The sequence below is a fragment of the Streptomyces sp. NPDC101219 genome (assembly GCF_044767675.1).
Lineage (GTDB): Bacteria > Actinomycetota > Actinomycetes > Streptomycetales > Streptomycetaceae > Streptomyces.
In genome coordinates this window covers 474,534-490,260 of the sequence record NZ_JBIWOK010000005.1, presented here as the reverse complement: position 1 = coordinate 490,260, position 15,727 = coordinate 474,534, and the positions used below count along the sequence as shown (strand labels likewise).

Below are 15,727 nucleotides of genomic sequence, written 5' to 3'. Positions count from 1 at the left end.
GGACAGCCGGAAGCCCTGCCCTTCGCACGGAGGGCAGGGCTCCCGCTTCCGGAACGTGAGGGGGACGGTGTCAGGCGTGCTCGACGAAGTCCGCCCACGCCTCGCGCGACACCTCGACGACGGGACCGGCCACGGCCTTGGAGTCCCGGATGTGCACCGACCCCGTACCGGCGGCGACCTCGACGCAGTCGCCCCCCTCCGTTCCGCTGTGGCTGCTCTTGAACCAGGCGAGGCCGGACGTGGCCGAGGACTCAGCGGTGTTCATAGCTCTCCCAGCAACCTCTCGATAAACCCCAGGGACTCTCGTGGAGTGAGAGCCTGCGACCGGATAATCCCATAACGGGCTGCGGCGAACGCCGTCTGCTCCGGATCGGTCTGAAGTGTGCTGGTCGACTGAGCTTCCACGTACACGAATTTCCGGCCGTCCTTGCGCGTTACCACGGTGAACGGCCCGTTGACGCCGGCGTTGTCCTCGGAGTCGGTCGGCATGACCTGGATCTCGACATGGGGTTTCCGGCCGATGAGCAGCAGATGCTCCAACTGCCCACGCAGCACGGACTTGCCGCCGTACCGGTGCCGCAGCACCGACTCGGTCATGACGAAACTCAGCAGAGGTGAGGGCCGCCGGTCGAAGATGTCCTGCCGGGCCAGGCGGGCGGCCACCCGCTGTTCGACCGTTTCCTGATCCAGGACCGGGCGGCGCATGGCCAGCAGCGCTCGCATGTACTCCTCGGTCTGGAGCAGGCCCTTGACCACGATGGCGTCGTAGGCCAGCAGCTCGATCGCTTCCTTCTCCAGACTCGCCATCCCCTGGAAGAACACCGGGTACTGCGCCCGCTCCACCTGCTCCTTCCACACGGTCAGCAGACCGTCCGCGCCCAGCACCTCGTCCGCGCGCTCGATGGTCCGCGGTGACGGGATGCGCCGGCCCTGTTCGTAGGACGCGACCGTGGAGGCCGAGTAGCCGATGCGGCGTCCGAACTCCTCGCGTTCCAGGCCGGCTCGCAGACGCAGTGTCTTCAGTGTCTGCCCGAATGCGGCGACGACGGCCTGCCCCGACGTGTCGGCCGTCGTCCCCTCCGTGTCGTCGGCCATGACGGCCTCGCCCCCCGGCTCCGTACCCTCGGTCATCGGTGTCCCCTTGTCGCCTCCCGTGCCCAACGGCGGCGCCCGTGGTCGCGTCACGCCCCGCGCCTCGTACGCGGGGAGGCGGTGCGCGTACAACGGACCGCGTCGTCGGGTCGCCGCTGGTCACGCTGCGCGGGCGACGGGACCGTGGAGGGCGTGACGAATCAACTCCCGGGTGCCGTGGGCACCGTCCCGTCCGCGGCTTCGGCCGATGCTCCGAGCCGTGTCTTCGAGATGCGGTTCACTTCCACCCCGCGCGGTGCCCGTCTGGCCCGCCGGCTGTCCGCGCACCGGCTGGACGCCTGGGGTGTCCCGTACGGGACCGGACCGCACGAGGAGATCGTGGTGGTCGTCGGCGAGCTGACCGCCAACGCCGTGCGGCACGGTCATGTGGGCGGCCGGGACTTCCACCTCCGGATGGAGGTGACCGGGTGCCCCGGCACCGTGCGGATCGAGGTCACCGACACGCGGGCCGACCGGACCCCGCCCGAAAGGGTGGAGCCGCGGGCGCCGGGGCCGGAGGACGTGGGGGGCCGGGGGCTGCTCCTGGTGGCGGGGCTGGCCGCCCGCTGGGGCTGGTGTCCGCGGTGCGACGGCCCGGGCAAGACGGTGTGGGCGGAGTACGTGCTCGCGGCCACGGGGTGAGGGGAGAGGCGGGGGCGGCTTGACCCTGACATCGTGGCAAGGTGTCCCCTGGGTGCTGGAGGTGGTTTCGATCAATCCGACCAACGGAACCCCGCAGCAGACCCGTGTGGTGGCCGCGCTGGGCGCCGAGGCCGCGTCGGTCCGGCTCCAGGCGGCGATGGCGGCCGGTTCGGCACCGGACCCGGCGCTGCTGGAGACGCTCGTCGAACGGTGTGCGGTGGAACCGGACTTCTTCGTGCGGGACATGCTCACGTGGGCGCTGATCCGCCTCCCGGCGGACCTCACCCTGCCCCGGCTGCGGGAGGAACTGGGCTCCGGGCGGGCTCAGGCCCGCAGCCAGGCGCTGCACACGCTGTCCAAGATTGGGGACCGCCGGGCGTACGCCTGGATCACGCGTGCGCTGCTGCACGACGCCGACGACGAGGTCGCGCGCGCCGCGTGGCGGACGGCGGTGGCTCTCGCGCCGTGGGACGAGGACGAGCGGGCGCGCCTGACCGGGGCGCTCGTGGAGCAGCTCGGGCGGGGCGACCGGGACGTGCGGCTGAGCCTGAGCCGGGCCCTGGTGGACCTCGGGGAGGACATCCGGCCCGCGCTGGAGAAGGCCGCGGCGGACCCCGACCCGGTGGTGGCCACGCATGCCGGTGCGACCGCGCTGCTCCTGCGGGACCCGGAGGCGGGGTTCGACGCGGCGGTCGAGGAGGCGAAACGCATCGTCGCCCTGGGGCCGGAACGGGCGGCCGCCGCCGAGGAGTCCGCGGGGGCGGGCGGGGCGGCAGAGGAGTCCGCCGGGGCGGGCGGGGCGGCGGCGGAGGCCGGGGCCCTGCCCCCGGAGGGCGCGGCATGCTGATCGGTGACGTGGCGCGGCACTCGGGGGTGAGCCCCCGGATGCTGCGCCACTACGACGCCCTCGGTCTGGTGCGGCCGACGGGCCGCACCGTCGGCGGCTACCGCGAGTACTCCGCCGAGGACGTCCGCAGGCTCTTCCAGGTGCAGAGCCTGCGGTCCCTCGGGCTGTCGCTCAAGCAGATCGGGCGGGCGCTGGAGGACCCGGCCTCCACGCCGTCCGCGCTGGTCGGTGATCTCATCCGGTGGACGGAGGACCGCCTGGAGCGGGAGCGGGAGCTGCTCGACCGGCTCCGCGCGATCGACGCGTCGGAGCCGGGCGACTGGCAGGACGTGTTGCGCGTGGTCGCGCTCATGCAGGGTCTCGGCTCGCCCAGTCCCGCCCGCCGGCAGCAGGCGCTGCTCGGCCCGGCGGGCGGGGGTGACGGCGCGACGGAGCTGCTGGCCGAGGCGGTGCTGGCGGAGGCGGACCCGCATGTGGCGGGTGCCCTGCGCTGGGCGCTCGCCCGGTCGGGCGGTGACGGCGCGGCGGCCGCCCTGGCCGACGGCCTGTACGCGGAGGACGCCGCGGTCCGGCGCCGTGCGGTGCTGGCGGTGGTGGAGCTGGGGGAGGCGCCGGGCGCATCCGAGTTGCTCGCCGACGCGCTGGACGACGAGGACGCGACGGTGCGCGGATGTGCCGCGCTGGCACTGGGCCGGCGCGGGACGACGGGGGCCGTTCCCGCGCTGGTCGCCATGGTCGTCGCGGGTGACCACGACGTCGAGGCGGCGGAGGTCCTGGGTGCGCTGTCCCGGGAGCCGGGGTGCGCGGCGCGCGTCATCACCGCCCTGACCGGCGAACTCGCCGCCCCCGCGGCGGACTCCGGCACCCGGATCCGCATCGTGCAGGCGCTCGTGGAGCTGCCGGAAGCGGCCGCCCTGGACGTACGGGAGGTGCTGGACGGGCTGGCCCGCGACGACGACCCCGCCGTCGCCCTGGTGGCCTCGGCCTTCGTGGCGGTGCTCGACGAACGGTCCGCCGGGGAGTGAGCCGCGGGCCGGCCCCGTGTGTGGTCAGCCCGGCGGCCGGCGTAACTCCCGGGCGTGCAGCGCGATCTGCGTCGAACGGTCCGCCGGGGAGTGAGCCGCGGGTCGGCGCCGAATGTGTGGTCAGCCCGGCGGCCGGCGCAGTTCCCGGGCGCGCAGCGCGATCTGCATCTCGAACTGTGCTGCCGGGTCCCGGAGTTGTTCGCCGAAGACCTCTTCCAGCTGACGCAGCCGGTAGCGGACGGTCTGGGGGTGCACGGCGAGGCGGTGGGCGACCTCGCTGGCGTTACGGGCACAACTGAGCCAGCACAGAAGCGTTTCGGCGAGCCGCTCGCGCTGCGGGGAGCGCACCGCGTCGAGCGGGCCGAGCCGCTGTCGGGCGAGCCCGTCGACGAGTTCCTCGTCGCGGAAGAGCAGCAGCGTGGTCAGGTGGTCGGCGCAGCGGACGAGGCCGGTGCCGGGCAGGATGCCGCGCTGCGCGAGGTCGAGCGCGTCGCGGGCCCAGCGCAGCGAGCGGGCGCCCGCGTCGAGCGGGACGGTGGGGCCGAGCGCGCCGCGCAGGCCGCGTAACACCCCCGCGACGGCACGGTCCCGGCCGGGGCCCTCCGGGTCGGGGACGACGATGATGCCCGGCTGTCCGTCGAACCGGGCGAGGAACTCCGGCGGCACGATGCGGCCGACGGCGTCCGGCTCCCCGGTGTGCTCGGTGACGACGACGGCGATGTCGCGGGGGAGCGGCCACCGCGCGGTGCGGGCGAGGTCGGCGACCGCCTCGGGGGAGACGGCCGCGTCGCCGGTGAGCAGGTCGATCAACCGGCTGCGGCGCTGCTGCAGTTCACCCGCGGCGTGCAGCCGGGCCTCGGTGTATCCGCTGGTGGTGGCGGCCGCCATCTCGTCGAGGTGCACGAACATGGTCTCCCCGAACGCGATGAGGTCCCGCGGCGGCAGCCGGTGCACGTCGACGAGTTCGCTCACCCTGCGCCAGGTCACCCGCGCGCCGAGCCGCAGCGCCGCCTGGAAGGAGTCGAGGCTGCGCCCCTCGTCGGCCTCGCCCTGTCCGATGCGCCGGTACGTGGCCCTGACGTCCTCCCAGTCGGCGCCGGAACCGGACAGCCGGGACAGGAAGCCCTCCAGGGCCTGTTCGACTCCCCGGTTCACGACGTGCATGTACGTCTCGTCCGTCGGCCGGGCGTACTCGGGGATCTCGGTGCGGATGGCGCGCACGACGTCCTCGGTGATCTCGCCCAGGAACGGCCGCAGGTGGTCCTGGAGTTCGGCCGGCAGGTCCTTTGCCCGGGCGTCGTCTCGTGGCGGTGGGGTTCTGGTGCGGGCGTCGTCTTGTGGCGGTGAGGTCCTGGTGCGGGCGTCGTCTTGTGGCGGTGGCGTCCTGGTGCGGGCGTCGTCCATGGGGCTCCCTCGGTGTCAGGGACATCAAAGGCGGGCTCCGTGACCTTACCGGGGAGTAAGTCCGCGGGCCCGTCGGTGTCCGACAGATCCGGCAACGATGCTTGTCATTGAAGTGACAACGGCGCGGGGCGGCCCTGCGCGCCCGGACACAAGTGGTCACAGCATGCGATGGGTCACCGTCCCGGTCTTGACGGATCTGTTCGAGCGACGGCCCGCCCAGGAACCCGGACTGCGCTCCTGCGCACCCGGCGTCCCGTGGCCCCTGCCCGTGCCCCGGGAGACCCTGCCCGACCTGCTCGACGGCGCGGCCCGCCGGTACGGGGGCCGCACCGCCCTGGTCGCCCCGGGCCGGCGGATCGGCTTCCGCGTGCTGCGGCGTGCGGCCGCACGGCTCGCCCCGGCCCCCACCCGGCTGGGCCTGCGGCGCGGTGACCACCTGGCGCTGCTGCTGCCCGACTGTCCGGAGGCGGTGGTGCTCTGCCACGCCGCGTGGCGGCTCGGCGTGACCGTCGTGCCGGGCGACATCGGCGACCCCGGTCGGGTGCCGGCCCGCGCCGCGGTCGCCGCCGTGCCCGAACACCGGCTCTCCGACGTGGCCGTGAGCGGCGACCGCGCCCTCCCGCACGGGAAGGCGAAGGCGGGCGGGACGGCGTCGGCGAAGCCGGCGGCGGGCACGAGGGCCGGGGCGAGGGCGCCGAGAGGGCATGGCCTCACGCCTGACGACCCGCCCGCCCGGCCTCCGCGCCGCCCCGTCCTCGTCCGGCGGGGGCCGCCTCCACGACGCCCCGCCGGACGAGCAGGGCGGAGAGCGCCTCCACCGCCGGTGACGTGTCGGCCTCGCGGGTGGTGATGTGGATGTCGTGGGTCAGACCGGCGGGCCGCGTCACCTCCAGGTAGGTCACGCCCCGGTGCGGCACCGCGGCCAGGGCGGGGAGGAGGGCGACGCCGAAGTCGGCGGCGACCAGCCCGAGCAGGACCTCGTACTGGTCGGAGCGGAAGGCGATGTCAGGCTCGAACCCCTCGGCCCGGCAGAGGAGTTCGGTCGCCGCCTGGAATCCGGTGCTGGGCAGTGCCGACAGCCAGGTGGCGTCCGCGAAGTCCCGCAGCCCGGCGGCGGTCCGGCCGGCCCGCTGGAGGTGCGGGGGGACCGCGAGGAGCATGCGGTCCCGGTGGAGGAGCACCTGGCGCAGGCCGCCGAGCGCGGGCTCGGGCAGGCGCCCGTACTCGTGCGTGACGGCCAGGTCCAGCCCGCCGTCGGCCACCGCCGGCATCGAGGTCTCCGGCTCCGCCTCGGTGAACGTCACCCGCACGTCCGGGTGCCGCTGCCGGAACGCGGTGAGCGCGGGCACCATCAGCCCGGTCGCCACACTGGGGAACGCGGCGACCCGGATCCGGCCCCCGCGCAGGCCCGCCACCGCGCGCACCGCCTCCTCGGCGGCGTCGAGTTCGGCGAGGACACGGTGCGCGTGGTCCACCAGGACCCGCCCGGCCTCGGTCAGCCGCACGCTGCGCGGCGTGCGTTCCAGCAGTGGGGTCCCGACGTCCCGCTCCAGGGCGGTCAGCTGCTGGGAGGCCGCCGACGGCGTGCAGCCGGCGGCCTCGGCCGCTCCGGCGATGGTGCCCGTGCGCGCGAGGTCCCGCAGCAGGGCCAGCCGACGAGTGTTGAGCATGGGAGCAACCTATGCGGGCCGGCGCCGCGCTCCCGGGCGGGCTTTGTCGTGGCGTGTGTCTGTGTGTGGCGGCTCCTGGGCGGGCCTTGTCGTGGCGTGCGTCTGCGTGTGGCGGCTCCTGGGCGGGCCCTGTCGTGGCGTGCGTCCGCGCGTGGCCGCAATCAGGCGGCCCTGCCGGCCTTTCCGTCCCCGCGTGGCCGTCCCCTCCGCCTACGCGTGCGGTTCCGCGGCCCGGTCGGCCCGGCCGGCCCGGCCGGCCCCGCCACGGTTCCCGTCGAGTGCGAGGAGCGAGATCAGCTCCCAGGCGGTGTGGGCGGCGGCGAGGCCGGTGATGTCGGCGTGGTCGTAGGCGGGGGCGACCTCCACGACGTCGCATCCGACGATGTTCAGCCCCGCCAGGCCGCGCAGTGTGCGGAAGAGTTCACGGGTCGTCAGCCCGGCGACCTCCGGGGTGCCGGTGGCCGGGGCGTGCGCCGGGTCCAGGACGTCGATGTCGACGGACACGTAGACGGGCCGCGCCCCGAGGCGCCGCCGGATCTGCGCGACGATGTCGCCGACGCTGCGCTCCTGGAAGGCCTCGCTGTCGATGATCTCGAACCCGGCCCGGCGGTCGTCGGCCAGTTCGCTCGGGTCGTAGATGCCGCCGCGCACGCCGACGTGCTGGCAGTGGTCCAGGTCGAGGAGCCCCTCCTCGGCCGCGCGGCGGAAGGGCGAGCCGTGCCAGATGCTCGCGCCGTGGCAGGTGTCCCAGGTGTCCAGGTGGGCGTCGAAGTGCAGCACGGCCAGCGGCCCGTGGGCTGCCGCCGCCGCCCGGAGCAGGGGCAGGGCGACGGTGTGGTCGCCGCCGAGGGCGACGACCTTCGTACCGCCCGCGACCAGGGACCGTGCGGCGGACTCGATCGCCGCGACCGCCCGGTCGATGTCGTACGGGCCCGCCGCGACGTCACCGGCGTCGGCCACCTGCTGCACGTCGAACGGCCGCACGTCGAGGAACTGGTGGTACGGGTGGAGCTGCCGGGACTGCTCGCGGATGTGTGCCGGGCCGAACCGGGCGCCGGGGCGGAAGCTGGTCCCGCTGTCGAAGGGGATGCCGAGGACGGCCACGTCGGCGTGCTGGACGTCCTCGATGCGGGGGAGCAGCGCGTAGGTGGCGATGCCGCCGTAGCGGGGCATGCCGGGTTGGTCGCGCTGTCCGGCCGGGCGGGGACTGGCCATGGGGTGTGCCCTTCTGCTCGGGGGTCGCGGGACTGCGGGCATCCGGCGCGGAGCCGCACCCTCGGGGCCCGTCCGGACACGGGCCAGCCTCGCCCGCCCGGAGCATCGGAAGAAGAGGGGGCGGCTGACGCTGAGCATCAGCGGAACTGATGCTCGTCCGCTGACGCCGTGGCGGGGGCCGGACGGTCGCCGCGCCTCCGCTCCCGGCGCGGGCGCGCCCGGACCGGCCCTGCCGCGCCCGGACCGGCGCGGGCGCGGGCGGCGCCGGTCGTCGTGACCGGTGCCGCCCGCCTGCCCGGCCCTCCGGGGGAGTGGGGCCGGGCCGGTCCTACAGGGGCGCGGGCTGCCGGGTGTCGCCGTGGCCGGACGCCGAAGGGGCCTGTCCCTCCTCCTCCAGGGAGCGGTCCGAGCGGATGCCGAGCATGCCGAAGGCGGTCAGGCCGGCGGCGACCAGGGCCGCCACCGCGCACACCAGGTACGCGGTGTGGAAGCCGCTGCCCAGGGCGTCCAGGGCGAGGCCGTGCGCGGCGGAGCCCGGGGCGCCGGGCGGGAGGCTGTTCACGGCGATGGGCCCGCCGGCGTCGGCGATCTGCTGCGCGGCGGCGATCTGCCCGGCCGGCAGGTCGGCGCCCGCCAGGCCGGAGGCGAAGGCCGAGCCCGCGTTGCTCAGGGCGACGGCGCTGACCACCACCGGGCCGAGTACGAAGCCCAGGTCGCGCAGCATGTTGGTGGTGGCGCTGGCCATGCCGGCCAGATGCGGCGGCACGCTGTTCAGCGCCACGGCCGTCACCGAGCTGACGGTGAGGGCGAAGCCGATGCCGATCAGCAGGGTGGGCGCGACGAAGGCGCCGAGCCCGGTGTCGGTGACGTCCAGCCGGGTGCCGAGCAGGCAGCCGACCGCCATCACGAGGAAGCCGGAGGTCAGCAGCCAGGCGGGGGCGACCCGGTGCAGCAGGCGGGAGACGACCGGGATGAGCAGGAAGGCGGGGCCCTGGAGGAGCAGGAAGGGCACCGCGACCCGGATCGGGTCCTGGTGCTGTACGGGGCCGAGCCACATGCTCGTCGCGAAGCAGGCGCCGAGGAAGGCGAGCATGCCGATCACCGCGACGACCGACGAGACGGTGAAGGCCCGGTTGCGGAACAGCTTGAGGTCGAAGATCGGGGAGTCCGCGCCCAGTTCCACCAGCACGAACCCGGCGAGGAAGCAGGCGCCGAGCGCGAAGGAGAGCATGACGGGGAGGGTGGTCCAGCCCGACTCGGGGCCCTCGACGGCGCCGTACAGGACCAGGATGAGGCCGATGGCGAAGGTGATCTGGCCGGGGACGTCCAGCTTGCGGCCCTCGGGCGCCTTCGACTCCGTGGCGAGCAGCAGGGTGACGACCATGCTGACCAGGGCGAGTCCGACCAGCACCCAGAAGGAACCGCGCCAGGAGCCGACCTTGGCGAACATGCCGCCGAGCAGCGGTGAGAGGGCCGCGCCGGCGGACAGGAAGCCGCTCCACAGGGCGACCGCGTGGGCGCGTTCCCGCTTGGTGCGGGTGACCGCGGTGATCGCGGTCAGCGACCCGGGGAACATGGCGCCCGCACCGAGGCCGTTGAGGGCGGCGCCCACCCAGAGGACCTGCACGGTGGGGGCGAGCGCGGCGACCGTGCTGCCCGCCGCGACGAGGGCGGTACCGGCCACGACGAGGCGCCGCCGGCCGAAGAGGTCGCCGAGCACACCGAAGGTGAACTCGAAGCAGACCACGGCGATCATGAACGCCGCGGTGATCCAGGTGAGCTGCGAGCCGTGGGTGTTGAGGTCCTGTTGGAACAGGCCGTTCAGCGAGGCGGGCAGCGCGTTCGCGACCTGTGCGACGAACACCGCGCCGCAGGCGGCGGCCAGTGTTCCCGCGTAGCCCGGCAGTCGGGCGGCCCCCGCGGTCGGGCCCTGGGACGTCGTCGTCCCGTTGTTGACGGTCATGGCTGATCTCCATGGCTGGGAAGAGGGCGTCCCGGAACGGGAGCCTGGAGAGCGGTGAGGCCACGGCCCGGCGGTCGCGGTGGGGGAGAGGCGTGACGGCGGGTCGGGCGTGATGCCGTGGAGAATGGCATTCGCTTTACGTCGCGTCAATGCTCTGAGCGTGACATAAAGCAAACAGCTTGAAAGTAAGGTCACACATCGGCGCGTCGTCTCGCATGGTTGACGTTTCGGCCGGGAGGGATACGGGCTGTCAGTCTTGCTTGCGTTCCGTGAGTGGCGGTGGCGGTGTGGCCGGTCGGCGTGCGGACCGGCACGTTAGGATCCGGGCATGGCGAACCTTCGTGAGGCGCACAAGCAGATGACGCGCCGTCTGCTGCTGGAATCGGCGCTCGAACTCTTCAACGCGAAGGGGTACGCCGGCACCACGGTGGACGACATCGCGACCGCGGCGGGCACCACGCGCGTGACCTTCTACGCGTACTTCTCCTCGCGCAGCGAGCTGATGCGGGCGCTCATCGACGAGCGGCTCAACGAGGCGCTGCGACGGGTCCGTTCCGAGGAGCACGGCTCCACGGCGCACGACCTGGTGGCCACCGTCGCGGAGGGCACGCCGGAGGCGATCGGCGCGTGGCTGCGGCAGACCGCCGAGCGGTGGCCGGACATCCGGCCCATCATCCGTGCCGGACGCGACGCCGCGGTGGTCGACCCGGAGCTGACGGACCTGGTGGAGCGCTGGCTGGAGGAGGCCATCAGCGACATCGAGGACGGGCTCGACCGGGCGGGGCGCTTCGAGCCCCACCAGCGGCGTTTCCGGGGCGTGCTCGCGATGGCGCAGCTCGACTTCGTCGCCCAGAACTGGCACCGCGCCGACTGGAAGCTCAGCCGGGACCAGATGCTGGACGAACTCGGCGAGAGCTGGGTGCGGCTGCTGACCTGATCCGTTCCGGGAGACGCCGGACGAACACCCGGCGTGACCCGAGACCCGCCCCGCTCCGCGGCGGGGCCCGGCCGCGCCCCTGAACCGCACGCGGGGGCCCGGCCCACCCCGGTGCGGCCTGCGACCCGCGCCCGCCCCGTTGCGCCGTCGACCCGTCGGGCAGTCGGGCAGTCGGGCCTCACAGACGCGCGGCGGCATCCAGCAGCAGGGCGCGGAACCAGGCGACGAACTCCTGGTCGCCCGACCGCGGATTCCACACCATGTCGATGCCCAGCCCGGGCAGCGGGAACGGGAACTCTTCGATCCTGAGCTCCGCCAGCTCCCGCATCGCGGCGGCGACCTCGTACCGGAACAGCGCGACGCCGCCCGCGCGGGCCACCAGGACCGGTACGAGCAGGAAGTCGGAGACCCGCAGGCCGACCCGGTAGGTGACACCGCGTTCCTCCAGCACCGAGTACGGGAAGACCCGCCGGTCGGTGTCGACGACGACGTGCGGCAGGCCGGCCAGCAGGTCCAGGGCGCTCGCATCGGGCGGCGCGTCCGCCCCGGCCACGACCACCACGCGGTCGTCGTAGAGGCGCTCGCGCGGATGCGGCGAGAAGTGCGCCTCGGAGATCAGGACCACGTCGACGCCCTGGTCGGTGTAGGTCGCCTCGGTCGGCACCGTGATGGTGCGCAGCCGCAGGGTCACACCCGGCGCGCGTTCGGCGACGAGCCGGATCAGGTGCGGGCCGAGGACGAAGGCGGTGCTGTTCGTCATCGCGACCGTGACGACGCGCTGGTCCGTGGCGGGGTCGAAGGACGGCAGGTCGACGATGCGCGCCGTCTGCTGCAGCACGCCGCGCAGGGGAGCGACGAGCTGCATCGCCTTCGGCGTCAGGGTGACCCCCGGCCCCTGCCGGACGACGAGGTCGTCGCCGAGCAGGCGCCGCATCCGCGCGAGCGCGTGACTCATCGCGGGCTGGGAGAGGCCGACCCGCTCCGCGGCGCGGGTCACCGAGCGCTCCTCCAGGAGCGCGAGGAGGGGCACCAGCAGGTTGAGGTTGACCGAGGCCAGGCGGTCCAGCGACGAACCCGCGGTGCCCTCGGCGCCGTCCCCGGTGTCGTCCATGGCGTCGTCCCCGGTGTCGTCCATGGCGAGGAATGCTACGCGGCGGACTCGCTCAGCCGGCGCAGCCGGGGGATCGGGATCCGGTAGTTGAGCGCGGCCGCCAGGCCGGTGCCGTCGGCGTGCTCCCAGCGCATGAGGGCCCGGCCGCCGCCGGGCCCGCCGTTGACGTAGACCGGCTCCCCGCTGGGCGGCAGCGGGCCGACGGCCTTCAGGTTCAGCCCGAACTGCTCGGTCCAGAAGTACGGCCGGAACGCCAGCGGGGGCGCGCCCTCGCCGTGCACCAGGGCCCGTGCGGCGCACTTCGCCTGCTCGATCGCGCTGCTCCACAGCGGGATGCGGCGCGGACCGGACGGGGTGGGGAGACCCACGAGGTCGCCGGCGGCGGCGATGCCGGGCCGGGCCAGTCCGCGCGCGTCCACCGGGACGACGCCGTTCTCGGCGAGCCCGGTGCCCGCCAGCCACTCCGTGTTGGGCACGTCCCCGACGGCGGACACCACGAGGTCCGCCTCCAGGACCGTGCCCTCCGCGAGGACGACCCGCGGGCTGCTCTCCCCCCGTCCCTCCAGGCGGGCCGAGGCGGTGTCGACGACCGTGAGGCCCTGTTCCCGCGCCGCCGTCACGAAGACGCCGGCGAGGTACGGGCCGAGCTGCACGGTCAGCGGCAGCCCCTGGGAGACCACGGTGACCTCGCACCCCACGGCCAGGCAGCCCGAGGCGATCTCCATGCCGAGCGGGCCGCCGCCGACCACGACGACCGACGGGCGGCCGGCCAGCCGGCCGCGCAGCGTCAGCGCGTCGTCGAGGCCCCGCAGGGTGATCTCCCCGTCCAGCGCGGACAGCCGCCGCGCCCGGGAGCCGGTGGCCAGCACGACCCCGTCGTAGGGCAGGTCGGTGCCGTCGTCCAGGCGGACGCGGCGGCGGTCCGGGTCGAGCCCGGTCGCCCGGACGCCCAGCAGTTCGGTGGCTCCGTGGGCGGCCGGCGGCAGCTCGTGCGTGGTCAGGTCCTCACCGTCGAGCAGGAGCGCCTTCGACAGGGCCGGGCGGCTGTACGCCGGGTGCGGCTCGTCGCCGATGATCGTCAGCTCGCCGTCGAAGCCGCTCTCGCGCAGGGTGTCGGCCGCGGTGAGCCCGGCGATGCCGTTGCCGACCACCACGACGCGCCGCAGGGTGGCGGTGCTCATGCCAGCCTCAGCGCGGCGACCGGGCACACCCGGACGGCTGCGTTCGCCGCGGCGGCGTCCGCCTCGTCCGCCGGCTGGCGGTCCAGTATCAGTTCGCCGTCGTCGTCGAGGTGCATCAGCTGCGGGGCGGCCTCCTCGCACAGGCCGTGCCCCTCGCAACGGGCGCGGTCGAGAACGATGTTCATGCCGGGACCACCTCCAGGACGGGGAGCTCCTCGATGCTGCGGGTGATGTTGCTCGGGACGCGGACCTCGGGGCCGAGGACGAGGCGCTCCACGCGCCGGGACAGCGCGTCGATCACGGCGTGCGCCTCCAGGCGGGCGAGGCCCTGGCCGGCGCAGCCGTGCGGCCCGTACCCGAAGGACAGGTGGTCGATGGGGTTGCGCTCGACGAGGAAGGCGTCCGGGTTGTCGTAGTGGCGGGGGTCGCGGTTGCCCGCGCCGAACAGGACGGCGACCTGGGCCCCCTCGGGGATGAGGGTGCCGTCGACGGTGACGTCCCGGGTGGCGCGGCGCCCCCAGGCGTGGATCGGGGCCCAGTAGCGCAGCACCTCGCTGAACGCGCTCGGCACGAGCGAGGGGTTCTCGCGGACCAGGGCGAGCTGGTCGGGGTGGCGTCCGAACAGGGCGACGATGTTGCCGATCGAGGCCATCGTGGTGTCGACGCCCGCTCCGAGGTACTGGTGGATGATGTGTCCGGCGGTGCCGGCGGGGATGTCGCCCCGGGTCTCGGCGTCGAAGATGCCGCGGCCCACGGAGCCCTCGGCCAGGTCGGCGGCCTTGACCTGCGAGCACCAGGCGTACAGCTCGCCGGCGATCGGGAAGTTCTCGGCGGTGCGCTGGTTCATCGGGCCGATGACCTGCATGGCGGCCTGGCCCCAGCGCAGCATGTTGTCGCGTGCCTCGCCGGTGAAGCCGATCAGATCCGCGACGACCTCCAGGGGGAAGGCCCGGGCGAGGGCGTCGACCGCCTCGAAGGAGCCCTGCTCGACGAGGCGTGCCACCAGGGCGTCCGCCTTCGCCTCGATCTGCCCCTTCAGGCCGCGCAGCGCACGCGGCGAGAGGTTCTCGGTGAGGGTGGCCCGCAGCTGGGTGTGGACCGGCGGGTCGGAGGCGAGGGACGTGCCGGCGAGCGCCTCGTTGACCGCCGGATTGAATCCGATCGAGGTGGAGGAGAAGGACTCGACGTCGGCCAGGGCGCCCCGGATGGCGTCGTACCGCGTCAGCGCGTAGACGTCGTTCTCCGGCAGATGGACGACGGGGCCCGTCTCCCGCAGGGCGGCGTAGACGGGGTAGGGGTCGAGGAGGACCTCGTCGGCGAAGAGGTCGATGTCCGAGGTGGGTGGGGTGCTCATGCCCTCAGTGAAGGGAGACCGCATCCATTCGGCAAGTGAATGTTTTGCATGACTCGTCATGCATCTGCTGCATGATCCCTGGTCGGGCGACCGGGCCCACCTTATGTGCAATGTTTTTTCTCTGCGTCTGTTTCATTGACGCCATGTAAAGCGAATGGCTACGGTGACCGCACCCACCGGGTGCCGCGCACCCCACCCCGGACACGTGAGGCAGCCATGAGCGTCGAGAGCACCACCGTCAACACCGTCCTGGGCCCGGTGCCGGCCGAGGAACTGGGCGTCGTCGCGATCCACGAGGCGCTGCTGTCCGTGGTGCCCGGCGCGGAGCACTCCTTCGACGTCACCCTCGACCGCGCCGAGATCTACGAGCTCCTCGCCGCCAAGCTGAAGGACTTCCGCGCCCACGGCGGCGGCACCCTCGTCGACAGCACCGGCATGTTCCACGGCCGGGACGTGCGGCTGTACGAGACCCTGTCCCGCGCGACCGGCGTGCACATCGTCGCCTCCACGGGCCAGGGCCCCGAGGAGCTGCTCGGCGGCTACTTCCTGACCCCGCAGACCAACCCGCCGACGCCGTGGCCGGCCGAGAAGTTCGCCGACCTGTTCGCCCGGGAGGTCACCGAGGGCATGGTCGTCCCCCGGGTGGAGCGGCGCGGCGCCGCCGGACTGGTGGCCACCGCCGCCACCCGGGAGGGCATGACGGCCACCGACGAGAGCCTGTTCCGCGGCGCCGCCCGCGCCGGACTCGCCACCGGCGTCGCCGTCTCCGTCCGCCCCGGCGCCGACGCCCTGCACGACCTCGACGTCGTCCTCGACGAGAAGCTGCCCGCCGACCGGGTCGTCGTCGGCGGACTCGACCGCCGGGACCTCGCCGCCGCCGGAGCCCCCCTGGAGGTCGCCCGCCGGGGTGCCCGCGTCGCCCTCGACCACGTCGGCACCGAGGACGGGGACCACCTCACCGACGCCGAACGCGCCGACCTGGTCGCCGAACTGGTGGCGGCCGGGTTCGCCGACCGCGTCCTGCTGTCCACCGGCGCCACCGGCGTCGCCAAGGCCCACACCGGCAACGACCTGCCGTACAGCCACGTCCTCACCGCCTTCGTCCCGCTCCTGAAGGCGCGCGGCCTCGGCGACGAGGACACGCGGCGGATCCTCGAAGCGAACCCGCGCGCCCTGTTGTCGGTGCGACCGGCGCGCTGAGCGCCCGCCCAACGACCGTCAGGCTTCAGGCTTCTTCATTCAAAGGT

15 protein-coding genes and 1 pseudogene are annotated in these 15,727 nt (G+C 74.1%); 6 read left to right on the top strand and 10 right to left on the bottom strand.

Annotated elements, in window-relative coordinates; genetic code table 11:
* Positions 1 to 70: 70 nt before the first annotated feature.
* Both ACIRPP_RS12985 and ACIRPP_RS12980 read right to left on the bottom strand, forming a co-directional pair.
* Positions 71 to 265, bottom strand: coding sequence for a DUF397 domain-containing protein (locus ACIRPP_RS12985; RefSeq protein WP_403641101.1), 195 nt, complete (start codon positions 263 to 265; stop codon positions 71 to 73).
* Positions 262 to 1,095, bottom strand: a complete 834-nt coding sequence (locus tag ACIRPP_RS12980) for a helix-turn-helix domain-containing protein (RefSeq protein WP_403641219.1) — start codon at positions 1,093 to 1,095, stop codon at positions 262 to 264. Before ACIRPP_RS12980 ends, ACIRPP_RS12985 begins: the two co-directional genes overlap by 4 nt.
* A 189-nt stretch (positions 1,096 to 1,284) precedes the next feature.
* Here ACIRPP_RS12980 and ACIRPP_RS12975 point away from each other — a divergent pair, with 189 nt between their 5' ends.
* Genes ACIRPP_RS12975 through ACIRPP_RS12965 form a run of 3 tightly spaced genes read left to right on the top strand, consistent with a single transcriptional unit; the run spans position 1,285 to position 3,645 of the window.
* Positions 1,285 to 1,773 (top strand): ATP-binding protein, encoded by a 489-nt coding sequence (locus ACIRPP_RS12975; RefSeq protein WP_403641098.1) that lies wholly within the window; start codon positions 1,285 to 1,287, stop codon positions 1,771 to 1,773.
* 52 nt (positions 1,774 to 1,825) lie between these two features.
* Positions 1,826 to 2,620 carry a HEAT repeat domain-containing protein gene (locus tag ACIRPP_RS12970; RefSeq protein ID WP_403641095.1) on the top strand — a complete coding sequence of 265 codons (795 nt, stop codon included), beginning with the start codon at positions 1,826 to 1,828 and terminating at the stop codon, positions 2,618 to 2,620.
* A complete protein-coding gene (locus ACIRPP_RS12965) occupies positions 2,614 to 3,645 on the top strand; it encodes a MerR family transcriptional regulator (protein WP_403641092.1) in 1,032 nt (343 codons plus the stop codon). The genes ACIRPP_RS12970 and ACIRPP_RS12965 overlap by 7 nt, the downstream gene beginning before the upstream one ends.
* 120 nt (positions 3,646 to 3,765) lie before the next feature.
* On the opposite strand, the gene ACIRPP_RS12960 is transcribed toward ACIRPP_RS12965, so the two are convergent.
* A complete protein-coding gene (locus tag ACIRPP_RS12960) occupies positions 3,766 to 5,049 on the bottom strand; it encodes a PucR family transcriptional regulator (protein WP_403641089.1) in 1,284 nt (427 codons plus the stop codon).
* A gap of 97 nt (positions 5,050 to 5,146) precedes the next feature.
* Between ACIRPP_RS12960 and ACIRPP_RS12955 the strand changes: the two are divergent.
* A pseudogene (locus ACIRPP_RS12955) lies at positions 5,147 to 5,560 on the top strand (AMP-binding protein); the annotation flags it as partial.
* A 199-nt stretch (positions 5,561 to 5,759) separates the two neighbouring features.
* On the opposite strand, the gene ACIRPP_RS12950 reads toward ACIRPP_RS12955, so the two are convergent.
* The 3 genes from ACIRPP_RS12950 to ACIRPP_RS12940 all read right to left on the bottom strand — a co-directional run bounded on the left by ACIRPP_RS12950 (position 5,760) and on the right by ACIRPP_RS12940 (position 9,897).
* Positions 5,760 to 6,719 carry a LysR family transcriptional regulator gene (locus ACIRPP_RS12950; RefSeq protein WP_403641086.1) on the bottom strand — a complete coding sequence of 320 codons (960 nt, stop codon included), beginning with the start codon at positions 6,717 to 6,719 and terminating at the stop codon, positions 5,760 to 5,762.
* Positions 6,720 to 6,929: 210 nt separating this feature from the next.
* Positions 6,930 to 7,934, bottom strand: coding sequence for an agmatinase (gene speB, locus ACIRPP_RS12945; protein ID WP_403641083.1), 1,005 nt, complete (start codon positions 7,932 to 7,934; stop codon positions 6,930 to 6,932).
* A gap of 328 nt (positions 7,935 to 8,262) precedes the next feature.
* Entirely contained in the window at positions 8,263 to 9,897 is a 1,635-nt protein-coding gene (locus tag ACIRPP_RS12940) for an MFS transporter (RefSeq protein WP_403641080.1), read from the bottom strand.
* Positions 9,898 to 10,225: 328 nt separating this feature from the next.
* Here ACIRPP_RS12940 and ACIRPP_RS12935 point away from each other — a divergent pair, with 328 nt between their 5' ends.
* The gene (locus ACIRPP_RS12935; protein ID WP_403641077.1) at positions 10,226 to 10,834 is read left to right on the top strand and encodes a TetR/AcrR family transcriptional regulator; all 609 of its coding nucleotides are present in this window, start codon (positions 10,226 to 10,228) and stop codon (positions 10,832 to 10,834) included.
* Positions 10,835 to 11,012: 178 nt separating this feature from the next.
* Here ACIRPP_RS12935 and ACIRPP_RS12930 read toward each other — a convergent pair whose 3' ends face one another.
* The 4 genes from ACIRPP_RS12930 to ACIRPP_RS12915 are packed head-to-tail and all read right to left on the bottom strand — an operon-like array spanning position 11,013 to position 14,480.
* Positions 11,013 to 11,969: a LysR family transcriptional regulator gene (locus ACIRPP_RS12930; RefSeq protein WP_403641074.1), complete on the bottom strand. Its 957-nt coding sequence runs from the start codon at positions 11,967 to 11,969 to the stop codon at positions 11,013 to 11,015.
* Between the two features lie 11 nt (positions 11,970 to 11,980).
* Entirely contained in the window at positions 11,981 to 13,126 is a 1,146-nt protein-coding gene (locus ACIRPP_RS12925; protein ID WP_403641071.1) for an NAD(P)/FAD-dependent oxidoreductase, read from the bottom strand.
* Entirely contained in the window at positions 13,123 to 13,311 is a 189-nt protein-coding gene (locus ACIRPP_RS12920; protein ID WP_403641068.1) for a ferredoxin, read from the bottom strand. The genes ACIRPP_RS12925 and ACIRPP_RS12920 overlap by 4 nt, the downstream gene beginning before the upstream one ends.
* Positions 13,308 to 14,480, bottom strand: a complete 1,173-nt coding sequence (locus ACIRPP_RS12915) for a cytochrome P450 (protein ID WP_403641065.1) — start codon at positions 14,478 to 14,480, stop codon at positions 13,308 to 13,310. Before ACIRPP_RS12915 ends, ACIRPP_RS12920 begins: the two co-directional genes overlap by 4 nt.
* 216 nt (positions 14,481 to 14,696) lie before the next feature.
* Between ACIRPP_RS12915 and ACIRPP_RS12910 the strand changes: the two genes are divergently transcribed.
* Positions 14,697 to 15,680, top strand: a complete 984-nt coding sequence (locus ACIRPP_RS12910) for a phosphotriesterase (protein ID WP_403641062.1) — start codon at positions 14,697 to 14,699, stop codon at positions 15,678 to 15,680.
* Positions 15,681 to 15,727 lie beyond the last annotated feature (47 nt).